The organism is Stenotrophomonas sp. IS26, from assembly GCF_054188265.1.
The window spans coordinates 66,576-86,184 of sequence record NZ_JBSZJV010000015.1; the positions used below are offsets into that span (position 1 = coordinate 66,576).

The following is a 19,609-nucleotide window of genomic DNA, read 5'->3' on the forward strand; positions in this document are numbered from 1 at the left end:
GGCTTACCAGCCAAAGCCGGCGCCCACGCCGACCGAGCTGTCATCACTGCTGAAGGCACCGCCCAGGGTCACCGTGGCGCGCTCGCTGAGGGCGCGCTGGTAGCCCAGCGAGAGCGCCGATTCGCCGCCCTGGAAGCCGACGCCGACACCGACGCGGTTCTGGGTACGCACACCGGCGGCACTGGTGGCCATGTTGAGCATCGCCGCGCTCATCGCGCCCTGGCGATCAATGCGACGGTCCTGGTGACGCAGGCGCTGATCGATCTCGCCCTTGTAGATGTCGAAGCTGTCGGCCATCGAGGTGAAGCGCTGGTCGGTGTAGCTGTTGGCGGTCGCGATGCCGCCATCCAGCTGGCCCTTGTTGACCGCATCGGTGGCCTGCGTACCGGCGGCGACGTTGGCGACCTGCCGCTCGTTGCCGGCACTGCCGACCGAGACCGTGTCGGCGCGGTCGGCGACCGAGCCCTGGCCCAGCGCGACCGAGTTGGCGGCTGACGCGGTGGCGCCCTGGCCGATCGCTGTGGCCGATGCGCCGCTGGCTACCGCACCGTCCCCCATCACCACCGCATTGACGGCGGCAGGTGCGGCAGTCGGCACGTTGATCGGCTGACTGCTGCCGACATTCGCAGCGGTCGGCGCCCCTTGCACGCTGGCGACGGCGGTGTCGCTGGCGGCAGTGACGACGCTGGCCTCCGGCGCAGCGCCGGTGTCCGGCTCTGCGCTGGTGTCCGCTGCCACCCTGGCGGTCGACAGCGACGCCGTGCGTGCACGCGCACTGCTGCTGCCGCCAGCAACCCGCTGATCGAGATCGCTGACCTTGCGGTCCAGCGCGCCAAGTGCATCGCCGACATTGCTGTACGTCGCGCCCTGGATTACATAGTTCGGCGCGACAAACACGCCCTGCATGCCGACGCTGGCACCGCCACCGAGGAAGGTGGCGACATCGGTGAGCGATTGGAACAACTGCCCACCGTTGATGGCCTGGCGGCTGCCGGACGCGATCGAGCCGCTGCCGACGTTGTCCAGCGTGGTGCCCTGCAGACCCGACAGGGTCAGCGTGTCGCGACTGCTGTCGTCATAGGTCAGCGCATTGGCGGTGACGTTCTCGACCGAGCCGATGCGGGTGTCGATGTCGCCCACCTGGGTTTCCACCGCGCCGACCCGCTGGTTGGTGGTGTTGAGCTGGCCGCCGGTTACGGCATCCGTGCTGCCCGCGGCGATGCGACCGGCACCGACATTGACGATGCGGCGCGTGGCCGGGCCGTCCGTGCCGTTGCCGCCACCGACCGACACCACATTGGCTTCCACCGCGCGCGAACCGGCACCCAGCGCCACCGCGTTGGCACCGGAGACACCTGCCGCCGAACCGATCGCGATGCTGTTGGCCCCGTTGCTGGCGAACGCACCGTTGCCGATCGCCACACCGTTGGTCGCATTGGTCGATGCCTGGCGGCCCAGCACGGTGCTGTTGGCACCGCGTGCCGAGGCATCGGCACCGACCGCCGTGGCCCCGGTCGCCGAGGCGACGGCCGCGGTCCCCAGCGCACTGCTGCGTGTCGCACTGGCGGTGGCACCGGAGCCGGCGGCAAGTGCGTCACTGCCGCTGGCCGTGGCGACACCGCTGCCGCTGGCCTGGAAGTGCTTGCCCACCGCATCGGCAGTGGCAGCGACCGAATCGAGCTGCGACTTGGTCACCGCGTCACTGCCATTGACCGCGTCACCGACATTGGTGATGCGGCGCGTGGCCGGGGCGGTGGTGCCGTTGCCGCCGCCGACCGAGACCACATTGGCCTCGCTGGTGCGGGCACCGGCGCCGAGCGCAACGCTGCCTGCGCCACTGGCCGACGAACTGGTACCGACCGCCGTGGCGTTCAGGCCGCTGTAGGCGTAGCTGTCCTGGCCGATGGCCGTCGCGCCCTGCGAGGTTGCCCACGCCAACTGCCCTACTGCGGTGGTGCGTGCGGCGGTGGCCCAGGCGTTGGAACCGGCCGCGACGCTGTTGTCGCCACTGGCCTGAGATGCGTAGCCGATCGCATTGGCGTAGCTGCCCGACGCGGCACTGCCCCAGCCCAGTGCGGAGGCGTAATCACCACTGGCCTCGGCCCCGTAGCCCAGCGCCGTGGTGCGGACGCCACTGGCCGCGCTGAAGGTACCGACGGCGGTGCTGTAGTCACTGCCAGCCTCGGCGCTGTAGCCGAAGGCCGAGGACTGCAATCCTGCGGCAGTCGCGCCGGCGCCGGTGGCGGTGCTGAAGCTGCCCTCGGCCTGTGCGCCGGCGCCCAGTGCCGTCGCACCCACACCACTGGCGCTGGTGGCCTGGTCGAGCAGCACGTTGCCGTTCTCATCCTCGTAGTACAGCGCCCCGCCGATCGCGGTGGCCGAATCCGCCGTGGCCGAAGCGTTGAAGCCCGATGCCGAGGCATTGCGACCGGAGGCAAGCGAACCGCTGCCATAGGCCGAGGCCCCGGTGCCGAACGCGTTGGCGGCCTCACCCGCGGCGGTGGCATACGCACCGTCGACATAGCTGCCGACGTCGTCGCCGTTACCGCTGCCCGACGCCTGGAAGAAGCGGCTGGTGGTTTCGGCGACATCGGCGACTGCATTGAGCTGATCGACATTGACCGCGTCGGTGCCTTCCGTACCCGCGGCGACGTTGGTGATCTGGCGTTGTGCGGTGGCCGTGCCGACGGAGACGGAATTGTCACGGTCGGCGACGGACCCGGCACCCAGTGCCACGCTGTTCACGCCTTCTGCGCTGGCGCTGGCGCCCAACGCGGTGGCACTGCCTGCATCGGCCCACGAGTTCCAGCCGATCGCGGTGGCGTAGTCATCGGTCGCCCAGGCGCCTGCACCGAAGGCCGATGCCCCCGTACCCGAGGCGCGCGACGGCAGCAGACCGAAGAAGGTCGTGCCACCGATCGCCACGCTCTCATCGCCGGTGGCTTCGGAGTACTCGCCGACCGCCACCGCACCCGAACCGGACGCAGTCGAGGCCGCACCGACCGCTACGGCGTAGGCATTGGAGGCCACCGCACCATAGCCCAGCGCCGACGAGAGCTGGCCGGTTGCTTCGCTGTAGCTGCCGAAGGCCGAGGCACCGGCTTCGGACGCGCTGGCGCGGAAGCCATTGGCGGTCGCCTGCTGGCCCTCTGCGGTGGCCTGGCTGCCGGTGGCCGTGGCGTAGGCGCCCGCGGCCTGCGCGCCTGCACCCGTGGCAGTGGCGCCGATATCGCTGGCGCTGGCGCCGTTACCGATGGCGACGCTGTCTTCGCCGGTGGCCTGCGCGTCGCTACCCAGTGCTGCGGCACCTTCGGCGCTTGCCAATGCGTTGAAGCCGACCGCGGTGGCATTGTCGGCGATGGCGGTGGCGCCACTGCCGAGCGCGCTGGCGCCATCGCCGATGGCGTTGGCGGCCTCACCGGCAGCCAGCGCGTTGTCGCCTTCTACATACGCACCGGCATCACTGTCTGCGCTGCCGCTGGCCTGGAAGTACTTGCTGGTGGCCTCGGCGGTGGCCGCCACCTCCTTCAGCTGCGCGACGTTGACCGCATCGGTGTCGTCAGTACCGGCACCGACGTTGGTGATCTGCCGGTCGATGGCCTGATGCACCACGCCCGCCGCATCGGTCCAGGCCTGTGCGGCGCCCACCGACACCGCATTGGCACGATCGGCCAGCGAACCGGCGCCGAGCGCGACGCTGTTGTCGGCGTCCTTGGTGGTCCAGGAGTTGCTGCCGACCACGGTGGAATTCACCGCCTGCGCGTAGCTGTTGTAGCCCACCACGGTGGCACCATCTTCGGTCGCCCAGGCTTCACTGCCAATGGCAGTGGTCTGGATGCCCTGGGTCGCGCTGCCGGCATCCGCACCGGCCAGCGCATTGAAGCCCACGGCCACGCCATCCTCGGCGGTGGCGGCGTTGTTGCCCACGGCCACGCCGTACAACCCGGCGTTGGCCTGCACGCCAAAGGCGGCGCCAGCGATATCCGCACGCGTGCCCTGACCCACGGCGGTGGCAACATCGGCGGCCTGCGTATTGCTGCCCAGTGCGGTACCGAAGAAGCCCGCGTTGGCGTTGGCACCGAACGCACTGGCCTGCCAGCCGTCCGCCGTGGCGAAGTTGCCGATCGCGGTGGACTCGCGCCCCAGCGCCCAGGCGCCATACCCCACCGCCGTGGCGGCCAGACCGCTGGCCTCGGCGCCAGCACCGACCGCGACGGCACCAAAGCCCTGCGACAGCGAGCCGCCGCCGATGGCGACCGACGCCGCACCGGACGCCGCACTCAGATCGCCGATCGCCACCGCGCCAGCGGCGCTGCTGTTGGCATTGCTGCCGATCGCCACGGCGTTGTCTGCGGTGACCGTGGCATTGAAGCCCAGTGCCGTGGATTCGTTGGCGATCACGGTGCTGCCACCGCCAAGCGCGGTGGCACCGTTGCCGATGGCGTTGGCGGCCTCACCGGCGGCCAGCGCGTTGTCACCTTCCACATAGGCACCGGCATCGCTGTCGGCGCTGCCACTGGCCTGGAAATACTTGCTGGTCGTCGCCGCCGCATCGGCTACTGCATTCAACTGATTCACGTTCACCGCATCGGTGCCGTCCGTACCGGCAGCGACGTTGGTGATCTGGCGCTGCGCATCGGCACTGCCCACCGAGACGCTGTCGTCGCGGTCGGCGATCGAGTCGGCACCCAGCGCCACGCTGTTGGCGCCACTGGAAGTCGCTGCGTTGCCGAGTGCGGTGCTGTTCACGCCCGACGACCACGCCCCACCACCGACGGCCGTGGAGTAGTTGCCCGAGGCTTCGGTGGGCAGCAGGCCGAACAGCGCGCCACCGACGGCCACGCTGTTGGTGCCGCTGGCCAGGCTGCCCTGGCCGGTCGCGGTGCTGTACGCGCCGGAGGCTTCGGCATCGCCACCGAGTGCGACGCTGTTGGAGCCGGTCGCCTGCGCGAAGCTGCCCAACGCTGTCGCGTTGAAGGCGGAGGCCACCGCGTAACCGCCGATCGCGGTGGTGTAATTGGCAGTCGCTTCGGAAGCGAACCCGTACCCCGCGGAGAGCGTGCCGCTGACCACGCTTTCCGCGCCGACGGCCGTCGCACCCTCACCGCTGGCGCTGCTGAAGTAGCCCAGGGCCACCGACTCCTCACCGGCCGCGTCGGACAGTGCACCACCGGCCAGGCTGCCGGCGCCGGAGGCGACGCTGGCCGCACCCGTCGCGGTGCTCTGCTCGCCGGAAGCCAGACTCTCTGCACCAGTCGCCGTCGCGTACTCGGCGGTCGCCTGTGCGTTGGCGCCCGTTGCGCTTGCATTGGCAGCGCTGGCGACGGCGTTGAAGCCGACGGCACTGGCGTTGTCGGCCAAGGCGAAGGCGCCGCTGCCGATCGCCGATGCACCGGTGCCGGCTGCAAAGCTGCTCGAACCGACCGCGGTGGCGTAGTCGCCATCGGTCGCCGCGTTTGCACCGGCGGCCACACTCTCCTCGCCACCTGCGACGGCAACACCGTCACCGCTGGCCTGGAACCGGTCCGTCGCGGCGGTCAGCTGATCCAGATTGACGGCATCGCTGCCCTCGGTACCGGCGGCAACCTGGGTGATCTGGCGCTGCCGGCCATCGTTGCCGACCGAGACGGTGTAGGCACGGTCGGCGACCGAACCCGCGCCGAGCGCCACGGTATTGGATGCGCTGGCATTGCTGCCCGCACCGATACCGATCGCGCTTTCCCCGCCGGCGACCACGTTGGTGCCGATGGCGATGCTGTTGATGCTGTTGCCCAAGGCCTGGAAGCCGACGGCGACGCTGTTGTCGCCGTAGCCGAAGGCACCGCGGCCAAGCGCGGTGGAACTGCTGCCGCGTGCCCAGCTGTTGTAGCCGATCGAGGTGGACCCGGTACCGCTTGCCCACGCCGACTGACCCACTGCCGTGGCGTTGGCTTCGGTGGCCCACGCACTGGAACCGAAGGCGGTGGCGCCATCGGCAGTGGCCCACGCGTACGCGCCGGTTGCCGTGGTTTCTTCACCGCTGGCGAAGGCGTTGTCGCCCTGCGCCACACTGTAATCGCCGGTGGCGCGTGCCTTGTAGCCACTGGCCAGGCTGTTGCTGCCAGTGGCCTGTGCGCCGCTACCGAACGCATTGCTGGTGGTGCCGGTAGCCTGTGCACCGGCACCGACCGCCACGCTGTCCGGCGCCGCGGTGGCACCGATCAGGATCGCATTGCCCTGGTCATCCACCAGCGGCTGGTTGTACTCGTCATACGCCTGGCCCAGGCCACCAATGGCCACGCTGCCGTTGCCGGTAGCGCTGCTGTTGCGGCCCAGCGCGACGGTGTCATCGCCGACCGCGGTCGCACCACCGCCGACCGCCGTTGCCCCGGCCCCCAGCGCATTGCTGGCTTCACCGGCCGCCAGCGCATCCTCGCCATCGGCGAATGCACCGACCGCACCGCTGGCCGCACCGTTCGCCTTGAACTGCGCCGAGGTTGCCGAGGCCGAGGTCGCAACCGCATCAAGCTGCGCCTTGTTGACCGCATCCGTGGCTTCGGTACCGGCCGCGACGCTGGTGATCTGACGTTCGTTGCCGACGTCACCTACCGAGACCGTGTTGTCCCGGGTGGCGGTGGAGTTGGCGCCGAGGGCGACGCTGTTCGCGCCGCGCGCAGTGCTGTAGAAGCCCACCGCCGTGCTCAGTTCACCGCTGGCCCAGGTCTCTGCGCCGAGTGCGGTGGCGCCCTCGCCCGGAGCGTAGGCAAAGTAGCCCACGGCCGTCGCTTCGGTGCCCGAGGCTTCGCTCAACGTACCGTTGGCCACGGCGTAATCGCCGCTGGCGATCGCACCGGCCCCCACCGCGGTGGCGGCTTCGCCACTGGCCTGGGTCTGCACGAAGAAGCCCAGGCCCGGCAGCAGATCCGCCGGCCCCCCGATGGCGGTACTGCTGTTGCCGGTCGCCACGCTCTGCGTACCGACCGCCGTGGAATAGTCGCCGGTGGCATTGGCCACCGCGCCGAACGCCGAGGCCTGTGCACCGGCGGCGTAAGCGCCCACACCATACGAGGACGATGCGAAGCCTGCGGCTTCCGCACTCGCGCCGACTGCGGTGCCGCCCACGCCAGCGCTGGTTGCGCCGGTATCGACCGGCACCCCGCCATTGGTGATCAGCGGGTTGCCGTCGGCATCCACCGCCGCCCCACCCACGGCCACGCTGCCCGGGCCATTGGCCTGCGCGTTGGTGCCGAAGGCTGCACTGTTCTGACCGGTGGCGCTGGCGTTGTAGCCGACGGCCGTCGCGTTCTGCGCAGTGACCGTGGCGCCGCTGCCGAGCGCGGTCGCGCCGTCGGCCAGCGCGTTGGATGCTTCACCGATCGCGGTCGCGTTGTCGCCTGCCGCAAGCGCACCGGCATCGCTGTCGCTGCTGCCGGTGGCCTGGAAGTACTTGTTCGTGTTGGCGGCGACCGCACCGACCTCATCGAGCTGTGCCTTGTTCACCGCATCGCTGTCTTCGGTGCCATCGGCAAGGTTGGTGATCTGGCGACGCAGGCCATTGTCCGCATTGCCGACCGACACCGTGTCGACCCGATCGGCGTACGAGCCGGCACCGAGTGCCACGCTACCCACCGCAACCGCCGCCGAATTCGCGCCGAGCGTCGCGCTGAAATCCGCGACCGCGACGCTGAACGCACCCACCGCCACCGAGGCTTCGCCTGCGCTGGCCGCACCGCGGCCGAGCGAGGTGCTGCCCGGCCCGATGGCCAGTGCACCGCCACCGATCGCGGTTGCGCCATCGGCGCTGGCTTCGGCCAGACCACCGATCGCCGTTGCTGCGCCGTTCTCGCTGGCGGCCACCGCCGATGCACCCAGGGCGACATCACCCAGACCAAACGCCGCGGCGCTCTGGCCGAGCGCGATGCTGGCATCACCGAAAGCCATGCTGCCCTGCCCGAACGAACTCGCCCCGAGGCCGACGGCCAAGGCCTCGCCGCCCACTGCGGTGGTCGCATTGCCGATGGCCTGGCTGCCGCGGCCCAGTGCCGTTGCGCCGTCGCCATCGGCGTTGGCACTGGCCCCAGCGGCCAGTGCACCCTCGCCATCGATCTTCGCCGCGTCGCTGTCGTTGCCGTCACCATCGGCCTTGAAATAGCGGGTCGCGCCTTCGGCAGCGACCGCAACCTTGTCCAGCTGCGCCTTGTTCACCGCATCCGTTGCCGTGGTCCCTGCGGCCACGTTGGTGACCTGCCGTTCCTTACCTGCGTCACCCACCGAAACCGTGTTGGCACGGTTGGTCTTCGAGCCGGCGCCGAGCGCCACGCTGTTCGCCCCGGAGGCGGTGCTGTTGCTGCCGATCGCGACCGCATTCGTGCCCGATGCCGTGGCGTTGCCATCGACCACGCAGCTGTCGACGATGCCGCTGTTGAGCACCAGGCAGTTCGCATTCCCACCCACTTCCACCGACTGCGCGTGCGCTGTCAGCGTGGCGCCTGCCGTGCCCAATCCGAGCGTCAACGCGATGGCGGCCGAGAGCAGTGCGGTGTTGCGTCCGCCAGAGGTTCGGCGTTGATCGATGACGACACCCGAGGACTGGCTGCTGGCCAATTCCGAGGCGACGACCATCTGCCCCAGTGCTTTGTTCCAGACCTTGCGATAAATCCGATTCATCGATGCGGCTCCTGATTAGGCTGGTTTTAGGCAAAGCGACGCCAACGCCGGACCGCGTGGTCCAACGTCCCCTGGGGGCGTTTTTCGCTTGATTTACTGCGTTGTGCGCAATGGCTGGCAGATACCTACAGCGTGCTCGCCATCCATGCGGTTACTGTGGAACTGAACGCTGTCGAAATGAGGATGCAGTGTTAACGTACAGTTTCAATAACGTCAAGACTTTGACGTCGATTTTCATATGACCGTGTCACGCGTCACAAAAACGCCGCGTTATTGCGCATTTTTGTTAGCTGCATGTGAGCAAACGATATAACGGATTTTCACGTTGTAACGCCGTGTAACTCATTGCTCCCGATCAGTTTGTGCCCCACACAAAAGAAAACCGCCGGACAGGCCGGCGGTTTCTTCACGCGATTTTCACTGCATCGATTTTGATGCGGTGCGCAGTATCAGCCGCACCATACTCTTGCGTTGCGGAACATCCGCAGCCACGGTGAATCACCGTTCCAGTCATCCGGATGCCAGCTGTGGTTGATCGCACGCGCGGTACGTTCCGGGTGCGGCATCATGATCGTGGTGCGGCCATCGGTGGTGGTCAGGCCGGTGATGCCGTCGGGCGAGCCGTTCGGATTCAGCGGGTACTGGGTGGCCACGTTGCCATCGCCATCGATGTAACGCAGCGACACGCGCGCCGCGGCCTGATCGATTGCATTGGCGAACACCGCCTGGCCTTCGCCATGCGCCACCGCCACCGGCAGGCGCGAGCCGGCCATGCCACGCAGCAGGATCGACGGCGATTCCACCACTTCCAGCAACGCGGTGCGCGCTTCGAACTGCTCGCTGCGGTTGCGGCGGAACTGCGGCCAGTGCTCGGCACCGGGGATGATGTCCTTCAGCTGGCTCATCATCTGGCAGCCGTTGCACACGCCCAAGGCGAAGCTGTCCTCGCGGGCGAAGAATGCGGCGAAGGCATCCCGCAGCGCGCTGCGCTCCAGCACCGAGGTGGCCCAGCCGCGGCCGGCACCGAGCACGTCGCCGTAGCTGAAGCCGCCACAGGCCACCAGACCGGTGAAATCGGACAGTGCGACACGGCCTTCGATCAGGTCGCTCATATGCACGTCGAACGAACTGAAGCCAGCACGTTCGAAGACGTTCGCCATTTCGATCTGGCCGTTGACGCCCTGCTCGCGCAGCACCGCCACACGCGGACGCGCGCCGGTGTTGATGAAGGGCATCGCCACGTCTTCGCTGATATCGAAGGTCAGCTTGGGCTTCAGGCCCGGCGCGTTGAAGTTGCGCGCGATCGCACGCTCCTGGTCGGCGTTGTCCGGGTTGTCGCGCAGCTTCTGCATGGCGTGGGTGACCGACCACCAGGCATCGAACAGCGCTTCCCAGCGCCACTCGACCAGGCTTTCGCCCTGCAGCGAGACACGCACCACCGGGGCGGTGGTCGGACGCGCGATGCGCTGCGCGCATTCGGTCAGTGCATGACGCTCGACCAGATCAGCAAACGCGGCACGATCTTCCTTGGCGATCTGCACCACCGCACCCAGCTCTTCATTGAACAGGCTGCGGAACGGATCATCGCCCCAGGCGTCCAGGGTGATATCCAGGCCCAGGCGCGAGGCGAAAGCCATTTCGCACAGCGCGGCGAACGCACCGCCATCGCTGCGGTCGTGATAGGCCAGCAGCAGGCCGGCCTGGCGCGCATCGCGGATCAGTTCGAAGAAGGCACGCAGGCGCTGTGCATCGTCCAGATCCGGCACGGCACCGGCGAAGGCCGGCAGTGCGGAATGGTCGGCGTGCACCTGGGCCAGGATCGAGCCGCCCAGGCGCTGTTTGCCCGCCCCCAGGCCGATCAGCCACAGCTCGCTGTCGGCGTCACGGTCCAGCAGCGGGGTCAGCTGGCCGGTCGCATCGGCAACCGGCGCGAACGCCGAGATCACCAGCGACACCGGCGACACCGACTTGTGCGCCTGGCCGTCGGCCTGCCACTGCGCCTGCATGGAGAGTGAGTCCTTGCCGACCGGAATGCTCAGGTCCAGCTGCGGGCACAGCTCCATGCCGACCGCACGCACCGCGTCATACAGCAGCGCGTCTTCACCGTGATGGCCAGCCGCGGCCATCCAGTTGGCCGACAGCTTCACCGTTTCCAGTGCATCCACCGGCGCCGCACACAGGTTCGTGATCGCTTCACCGACCGCCATGCGCGCCGACGCGGCCGCGTCCAGCAGGGCCAACGGGGTGCGCTCGCCGATCGCCATGGCTTCACCGGCCACGCTGTCGAACCCGGCCAAGGTGATGGCGACGTTGGCCAGCGGCAGCTGCCACGGGCCGATCATCTGTTCGCGTGCGGTCAGGCCACCGACGCTGCGGTCACCGATGGTGACCAAGAAGTTCTTCGAGGCCACCGAGGGATGGGCCAGCACGCGCAGACCGGCTTCATGCAGGTCCAGCCCGGCGGTCTTCAGCGCGGGCCAGCGCGGTGCCGCCGGGTGCACGGTGTCGCGATGCATCTTCGGCGCCTTGCCGAACAGCACGTCCATCGGCAGATCGATCGGGGCATCCGCCGGGGTATTGCCCACGGTGGCGCCGTACGCCACGACGAGCCGCTCTTCAGCGGTGGCGACACCAACGGCGGCGAACGGGCAACGTTCGCGCGCGCACAGCGCGGCGAACTCGGCCAGGCGTGCCTGCGGCACACCGAGCACGTAGCGTTCCTGCGATTCGTTGCACCACAACTGCATCGGCGACAGTGACGGGTCATCGGCGGGCACCTTGCCCAGATCGATCACACCGCCCACGCCGGAGTCATGCAGCAGCTCGGGAATCGCGTTGGACAGGCCACCGGCGCCCACGTCATGGAACCAGCGGATCGGGTTGTCCAGACCGAGCGCGACGCAGCGGTCGATCACTTCCTGGCAGCGACGCTCCATTTCCGGGTTGTCGCGCTGCACGCTGGCGAAATCGAGGTCTTCGGCGCTCTCACCGGAGGCCACCGAACTGGCGGCACCGCCGCCGAGACCGATCAGCATCGCCGGGCCACCCAGCACGATCACCGCATCGCCGGGCTGCAGGCGCAGCTTCTCGACCTGGTTCTGGTCGATCGCGCCGAGGCCACCGGCCAGCATGATCGGCTTGTCGTAGGCGCGGGTCAGGCCCTCGCCTTCGGGCAGTTCGAAGCTGCGGAAGTAGCCGAGCAGGTTCGGGCGGCCGAACTCGTTGTTGAACGCAGCGCCGCCGAGCGGACCGTCCAGCATGATGTCCAGCGCCGGGGCCATGCGCGGGTTCAGCGCGCGCGGTGCCTCCCACGGCTGCGGCAGGGTCGGGATGCGCAGGTGCGAGACCGAGAAACCGGTCAGGCCGGCCTTGGGCTTGCCGCCGCGGCCGGTCGCGCCTTCATCGCGGATCTCACCGCCCGCACCGGTGGCCGCACCTGGGAACGGGGCGATCGCGGTCGGGTGGTTGTGTGTTTCCACCTTGATGCAGAACGCCGAATCGACCACGGCCTCGCTGCGGTACTGGCCGGTGGCCGGATCCGGGCGATAGCGCGCGGCCGGGAAGCCGGCCACCACCGCAGCGTTGTCGCTGTAGGCGCTCAACGTGTGCTGCGGGGTCTGCTGGTGGGTGTTCTTGATCATCCGGAACAGCGAGTGCGACTGGTCGGCACCGTCGATGGTCCAGCTGGCATTGAAGATCTTGTGGCGGCAGTGCTCGGAGTTGGCCTGCGCGAACATCATCAGTTCCACGTCCGACGGCTTGCGGCCCAACGCGCCGAAGCGCTGGCGCAGGTAGTCGATCTCGTCCTGGGCCATGGCCAGGCCGAGGCGGCTGTTGGCTGCCTCCAGATCTTCCAGGGCGATCCGTTCCAGCTCACCACGCGCCGGGGCGCTGAACAGCGCCTGCGCCTGGGCGGTCTCGGCCAGCACGGACTGGGTCATCGGGTCGTGCAGCGCGCGGATCACCGCTTCCTGTGCGGCCGCATCGGCCGGCCAGCCGGCCAGATCGATGCGCAGGCCACGTTCGACCCGGCGGATCGGTTGCCCGGCACCGCGGACCAGCTCGGTGGCCTTGCTCGACCACGGCGACAGCGTGCCCAACCGCGGCACCACGAAGCGCGATACCGCCCCGTCCTCACGCCCGGCCAGCGCCGGCTGCGCTTCCAGGATCCGGCTCAGGATCGCCGGATCCGGGGCCGCATCGCCCTCGGTCTGGATGAAGTAGACATGCCAGGCACCGGTGATGCGCAGATCGGCGGCCAGGGACTGCAGGCGGGATTCAAGACGTTCGCGGCGGAACGGCGAAAGGGCGGATGCGCCCTCGAGGACCATCATGTCCGGGGAACCGTGGTTGGGAACGGGGCCCACTATTGTACCCAAGTCGGCCGCCGCGGCCCGGCCCGGGCGATCGGCCGGCGTGGGGCCGCGGACGACACCGTTCACACGCGAACCATCGACTGGTTCACGGATTGCATGTCGATTACATGACAACGTTATCACCACCTGGCCCAGCGCCAGGTGCCGTCCGTCCCCCACGTCGTTGCCGGCCTCTCTCACCGGCGCCCGGACCTGCTGCACGCATGCCGCCATCCCGGCGGCATGCGCACACCACCTGATCGGAGACCGACCATGCCAGACCCGATTGCGCGCCGTGCAGTGACATCGTTTTCCTCCCCCGCCCTGCTTCCGCGCCGACGGCGCTGGTTGCTGGCGCTGGCCTTGGCCGCTGCCGCCGGCACGCCCATACTGGTGCAGGCCGCGAACTGTACCGGGGCGCCCGAGTGGAATGGCGCGGCCATCTATCTGGCCAGCCAGACCCTGCAGAAAGGCGGCGTGCTGTACCGCGCCAACCAGGACATCTGGAACGCCCCCCCCGACCACCCGGCCGGTGCGCCCTACTACACCAACCTCGGTGCCTGCGATGGCAGTGGCAGCAACCAGCCGCCCAGCGTCGCGCTGACCTCGCCCGCCGCCGGGGCCAGCTTCACCGCCGGCAGCAGCATCACGGTCAGCGCCAATGCCAGCGATACCGACGGCAGCATCAGCAAGGTCGAGTTCTTCCGCGGCGGTACCTCGCTGGGCATCGACACCAGCGCGCCCTACAGCGTGGTCTGGAGCAATGCCTCGGCCGGCAGCCACACCTTCAAGGCGGTGGCGACCGACAACAACAACGCGGTGACCTCCTCGGCCACCGTCAATGTGACCGTCACCGCGGCCAGCAACGACACATCGCCCCCCAGCGTCCCGGGCGGACTGGCTTCCCCGTCCAGGACCGCCACGACGGTGAACCTGGCCTGGAACGCGGCCACCGACAACAGCGGCGGCAGCGGTGTGGCCGGCTACGACGTGTACCGCAACGGCAGCCTGGTCGGTTCGCCCAGCGCCACCCAGTACACCGATGGCGGCCTTACCGCGAGCACGGCCTATACCTACACGGTGCGGGCACGCGACAACGCCGGCAATGCCTCGGCGCAGAGCGGCTCGATCAGCGTGACCACGGCCGCCGGTGGCGGCGGGGGTAGCACCAAGCGGGTGATCGGCTACTTCACCCAGTGGGGCATCTACGGCCGCAATTACCAGGTCAAGAACATCGACACCAGCGGCTCGGCGGCGAAGCTGACCCACATCAATTACGCCTTCGGCAACGTGCGCAACAACCGCTGCGAAGTGGGCGTGACCCAGGCCTCCGATTCGAACACCGGCGTGGGCGGCGATGCCTACGCCGATTACGGCAAGTCCTTCGCTGCCGGCGATAGCGTCAGCGGCACGGGCGACACCTGGGACCAGCCACTGCGGGGCAACTGGAACCAGCTCAAGCAGCTCAAAGCCAAACACCCGAACGTAAAAGTGCTGATCTCGCTGGGCGGCTGGACCTGGTCGCGCGGCTTCTCCAGCGCGGCGCAGCCGGCCAACCGGCAGGCGTTCGTGGCCTCATGCATCGATGCCTACATCAAAGGCAACCTGCCGGTGGCCGACGGTGCGGGCGGTGCGGGTGCGGCGCTCGGCGTGTTCGACGGCATCGACATCGACTGGGAGTATCCGGTGGCCTGCGGGCTGAGCTGCGGGACGCCGGCCGACAACGCCAACTTCACCGCGCTGCTGGCCGAATTCCGCCGCCAACTGGATGCAGTGCGGCCCGGCCTGCTGCTGACGGTGGCCGTCGGTGCCGGCGTGGACAAGGTGCGCGTGACCGATCCGGCCAGCTACCACCCGTACCTGGATTTCATCAACGTGATGACCTACGACTTCCACGGCGCGTGGGATCCGCAGACCAACCATCACTCGGCCCTGTTCGATTCACCGGCTGATCCCTCCACCGGCGACCAGAAGCTCTACAACAGCAACGATGCGATGGAAGCCTTCCTCAGCCGCGGGGTGCCGGCCAGCAAGTTGAACCTGGGCATCGGCTACTACGGGCGTGGCTGGACTGGCGTGGCCAGCGGCAACAACGGGCTCTACAAGAGCGCCAGCGGCGCGGCACCGGGCACCTACGAAGCCGGTATCGAAGATTGGAAGGTGCTCAAGAACCTCAACTGGCCGGTGTACACCGACAACATCGCCAAGGCCACGTGGATCTCCAACGGCACCACGTTCTGGAGTCTGGATACGCCGGCCATGGTCACCGAGAAGATGGGCTATGTGAAAGCACAGGGCCTGGGCGGCGCATTCTTCTGGGAGTTCAGCGGCGATGATGCGCAGGGCACCCTGACCAAGGCGATCAGTGACGGCTTGAAGTGACACCGTCGCGCGGGACGCTGCCTCGCTGATCGAGCAGGCCGCTCCTCCGCTGACAGAAAAACGCCCCGGCCTGGCCGGGGCGTTCTGTTTTCAGCGGCTGCCGCCTGCCGAGACGCGCTCCAGCGCGGCCTTGAGCTGGGCCGGCGGCAGGTAGCCACCGAGCTGGGTGCCGTCGGCGGCGAAGATGGCCGGGGTGCCGTTGACGCCCATCTGCTGGCCAAGCTTGTACTGCATGGCCACCGGATTGGTGCAGTTCTTCGGGGTGACGGCCTTGCCGGTCTTGGCCGCGGTCAGGGCCTGCTTGCGATCGGCCGCGCACCAGACCGAGATCATGTCGGTGTAGTCCTGGCTGCCCAGCCCCATGCGCGGAAATGCCAGGTATTCCACGGTGATGCCGTTGCGGTTGAGCTCGGCGATGTCCTGGTGCAGCTTGCGGCAGTAGCCGCACTCGATGTCGGTGAAGACGCTGACGGTGTACTTGGCATTCGGCGCGGCGAACACGATGCGCTCGGTGTGCGGCACGCCATCGAGCAGCTTGCGGCGGTAGCTGAGCAGGCCCTGGCTGCTGACCGGCGCCTTGTTCTGGATGTCGTACGGCTGGGACTGCATCAGGTAGCGGCCGTCATCGGAGACATACAGCACCTGGCCACCGACCAGCACCTCGCGGAAACCGGCAAACGGCGCGGCCCCGATGAAATCAGGCTTGAAGGTGGGGTCCAGCTGCTGCAGCGCGGTACGCACGCGCTGGTCAGCATCACCGGCAGCGGCCGGGGTGGCGGCAGTGGTCTTGGCCGCCGGAGCGGACGGTTGCTGCGCGCAGGCAGACAGGCTGAGCGCGCCGAAGAGCGCCGCAATGGCAACACGGAGCATCGAGCATTCCGGTGTAAGGAGTCAGGCTGGATTCTCGCACAGCTGCCTGCTCACACAGCTGGACCGCAGTGGAACGGTGATGCGCGGCCGGGGTTGGCACCCTCTCAGCCGCGCGGGTGGTGCTTGGCGTGCAGCTTCTGCAGGTGCTCGCGGGCCACCAGCGTGTAGATCTGGGTGGTGGACAGCGAACTGTGGCCGAGCAGCATCTGCAGGGCGCGCAGATCCGCGCCCCGGTTGAGCAGGTGCGTGGCAAAGCTGTGGCGCAGCCCGTGGGGACTGATCCGGGCGGGGTCGATCCCGGCCAGCACCGCGTACGTCTTCACCAGCCCCCAGAACTGCTGGCGGCTGAGCGGGTGCAGCGAGGGCGTCAGGAACATCGGCACGGCGCCCTCCTGCGGCGTCGGCACGTTGCGCTTGCCCGTGAGCTGCGGGCGCGATTCAGCCAGGTAGCGCACAAGCCAGTGCTGGGATTCTTCCCCCAGCGGAACCAGCCGTTCCTTGCTGCCCTTGCCGGTCACGCGCAGCACCCCCTGCCGCAGGTTCACGGCATTGGCCGGCAGGTTGACCAGTTCGCTGACTCGCAGGCCGGCGGCATACATCAGTTCCAGCATGGCGCGGTCGCGCAGCCCGAGCGGCGTCTCGATATCGGGGCTGGCCAACAGCGCATCGATCTGGCTTTCGGCCAGCGCCTTGGGCAGCAGCCGCGGCAGCTTGGGCGGATCCAGCAGCGCGCTGGGGTCATCGCCGCGCTCGCCGCGGCGAACCGCATCGGCGAAGAAGGCCCGCAGCGCGGACAGCAGGCGGGCATTGCTGCGCGGCGACCAGCCATGGCGGGAGCGCCAGGCGAGGTAGTCGAACAGCCCGGCGCGATCGAGGCCAGCCAGCCCGCCGGCGGCGCCATCACGCCAGCGCGCGAGGCCTTCGAGATCGCGCCGGTAACTGTCCAGACTGGCACGCGCGAGGCCGTGCTCGGCCCAGGCGGTGTCGAGGAAACGCTGGATGCGGACGTTGTCATCCTCGCGCAGCTCGGGCAGGTGCTGGATGAGCTGGCGACGCAGGGCGGGGGTGGTGGCATCGGACATGCGGACAGCATACGGAGCAGACCGCGCGTGGGCCATCGAACGCGGGCGGCCGGCCGGGTATGCTCCGGGTCATGACCGATACCGCGCTGTCGCCCCCCCCTGCTGATCGCCCTGCATCGTTGCTGCTGTGGCGGTGGTTGTCGCTGTTGTACGACGTCTTCCCGGCGCTGGCGCTGTGGATGCTGCTCGGTGCGGTGTTCGTGGCGGTCTACACGTTGAGCGGTCATGCGGAGCGCGAGAACATCGCGCCGTTCAGTGCGTGGCAGTGGGCGTTGTGGGCCTGCTGCTGGGTCGTGACGGGCCTGTACGCGACGATGAGTTGGCGCCGCGGCGGGCAGACGCTGGGGATGCGCCCGTGGCGGTTGCGGGTGGTGTCGCTGGACGGCACGGTGCCGACGCGCGGGCAGTTGTGGCGGCGCTATGCGGTGGGGTCGCTGTCGGTGTTGGCGGCCGGCCTGGGGTTCTGGTGGGCGCTGCTGGATCGGCAGCGGTTGACCTGGCATGACCGGGCCAGCGGAACGCGGGTTGTCCGGCTGCCGAAGTACTGACGTACTGACGTACTGACGCGCTGACGTACTGACGCACTGACGCTCTAAAGCCTTCCAGAACAGCGCTGAAAGCAGCGCCTCTGTTTTCTGTGCGTTTGCGGAGAGGCGCAACCCATTTCTGGGCCCGCTGCAAGTACGTCCATGTAAGCTCGTAGTGCGCCATCCATGGCGCACTACGGCCCTGAAATGGGCTGCGCCTCTCCGCATTGACAGATTGCGAAGTGCGGTTGATCAAAGCGGATTTGTTGCGTGACCGACGTTTCGCACTCAGTACCGGCTCTCGCGATCAAGACGCGTAAGGAGCGCAATCTTCATAGCGAAGTCGTACCTTCGCTCAATCGATCAAGCCTTCGTCGATCAATTGCTCAATTGCTCAATTGCTCAATTGCTCAATTGCTCAATTGCTCAGTCGCTCAGTCGCTCAGTCGCTCAGTCGCTCAGTCGCCAAGATTCAATACGAACAGCGTCACTTCGCCAATCCATCAGAACGGGTAGAGCCGGGCCATGCCCGGCTGCTCTCCCCTCCCCCACCAGCACACTGTCGGAGGCGCGGCGGGATTGCCAGGCCGGGACCGTGTGCTGCCATGGATGGCAGCACACGAGCCTTATCTGTTCGGAATCTGGCAGCTTAGGTGCCGAGAGCCGGCGTGGGCCGCCGTACGAGCCTGGATCTGAGCGATCGCCATGTAGCTTGGCGCCCACGCCGGAATCTCCCTTGATCCGCCCGAACAGTTGCTGGAGCTGACACTCGAAGCGATAAGACTGGGCAAGCGGGGGAGCTCTCGACCCTTCCAGACTATACGGAGTCGGGCGATGAACGGGATCGGGATTGATGTAAGCAAGCGCCAGCTGGATGTCGGCACGACGGACAGAGAGACCCTGCAGGTCAGCAATAGCCCCTCTGGCTTTGTTGAATTGAACGCTTGGCTGAAGAAGCGTCCAGCGATCCAGATCGTGCTGGAGGCCACCGGCGGATATGAGCAGCCCGTGCTGGATTTCCTGCACAAGGCAGGCCATCGGGTGGTGCGCGCCAATGCCTTTCGGGCGCGGAAACTAGCTCAGGGGCTGGGCCAAATAGCCAAGACAGACCGCTTGGATGCCTATGCATTGGCACAGATGGCCGCGCTGGTGAAACTGCCGGCCTACCAGCCACTAGAGCCTTGGCAGCAGAAACTGCGGGAATTTGTGCGGGCACGTCGACAGATGATGCAGGCCCTGACCGTAGCGCGACAGCAGCAGGAAATGGTGCGTGATCATGAATTGCGACGGCTTTTGCAGACCAACATCACCCGCTTGCAGACACTGGTAGAACGCCTGGGAAAGCAGATTGCCGAGCAAGTCGCTCAACAGCCCCAGCTCACGATTCTGAAGTCGATGAAGGGCGTGGGACCGGGGCTACAGGCGGTGCTGGCCAGCTACCTGCCTGAGCTGGGCCAGATCAGCGGCAAGGCCATCGCCAGCTTGGTGGGCGTGGCACCGATGTCCCACGACAGCGGGACGATACGCGGAAAACGAAGCATCCACGGCGGTCGAGCCGAGATCCGTCAGGAGTGGCGATCGTGGCGGTAATGCGGAAGATGCTGGTGATCCTCAACGCCCGCGTGCGCGACGCTCAAAGCGGACCAATCCCGGCCTGAAGCGCGCACGGGCACATCTCCAAAGGCTGCCGGCCAGCGGCCGGCACTACCGCGTCCGTCTACTGGAGGGACCGAACTCCCTCCAGCAA

6 protein-coding genes and 1 pseudogene are annotated in these 19,609 nt (G+C 68.0%); 3 read left to right on the forward strand and 4 right to left on the reverse strand.

The annotated features are described in order from the left end of the window. Nucleotides 1-3: 3 nt before the first annotated feature. Together ACW6W5_RS13480 and purL are read right to left on the reverse strand one after the other, a co-directional pair. On the reverse strand, nt 4-8,646 hold the full coding sequence (locus ACW6W5_RS13480; protein ID WP_152152429.1) for an ESPR-type extended signal peptide-containing protein: 8,643 nt from the start codon (nt 8,644-8,646) through the stop codon (nt 4-6). 449 nt (nt 8,647-9,095) lie between these two features. Further along, nucleotides 9,096-12,980: a phosphoribosylformylglycinamidine synthase gene (purL, locus tag ACW6W5_RS13485; protein ID WP_152152431.1), complete on the reverse strand. Its 3,885-nt coding sequence runs from the start codon at nt 12,978-12,980 to the stop codon at nt 9,096-9,098. A 294-nt stretch (nt 12,981-13,274) separates the two neighbouring features. Between purL and ACW6W5_RS13490 the strand changes: the two genes are divergently transcribed. Next, nucleotides 13,275-15,383 carry a glycosyl hydrolase family 18 protein gene (locus tag ACW6W5_RS13490; protein ID WP_152152433.1) on the forward strand — a complete coding sequence of 703 codons (2,109 nt, stop codon included), beginning with the start codon at nt 13,275-13,277 and terminating at the stop codon, nt 15,381-15,383. A 90-nt stretch (nt 15,384-15,473) separates the two neighbouring features. Here ACW6W5_RS13490 and ACW6W5_RS13495 read toward each other — a convergent pair whose 3' ends face one another. Next, complete coding sequence (locus tag ACW6W5_RS13495; RefSeq protein WP_152152435.1) at nt 15,474-16,253, reverse strand: thioredoxin fold domain-containing protein; 780 nt, start codon at nt 16,251-16,253, stop codon at nt 15,474-15,476. Between the two features lie 104 nt (nt 16,254-16,357). Further along, nucleotides 16,358-17,335 (reverse strand): site-specific tyrosine recombinase XerD, encoded by a 978-nt coding sequence (gene xerD, locus ACW6W5_RS13500; RefSeq protein WP_152152437.1) that lies wholly within the window; start codon nt 17,333-17,335, stop codon nt 16,358-16,360. A 59-nt stretch (nt 17,336-17,394) separates the two neighbouring features. Here xerD and ACW6W5_RS13505 point away from each other — a divergent pair, with 59 nt between their 5' ends. Next, nucleotides 17,395-17,883: an RDD family protein gene (locus ACW6W5_RS13505; RefSeq protein WP_152152439.1), complete on the forward strand. Its 489-nt coding sequence runs from the start codon at nt 17,395-17,397 to the stop codon at nt 17,881-17,883. Between the two features lie 813 nt (nt 17,884-18,696). Then, nucleotides 18,697-19,520: pseudogene (locus ACW6W5_RS13510) on the forward strand (IS110 family RNA-guided transposase). Nucleotides 19,521-19,609: the final 89 nt, after the last annotated feature.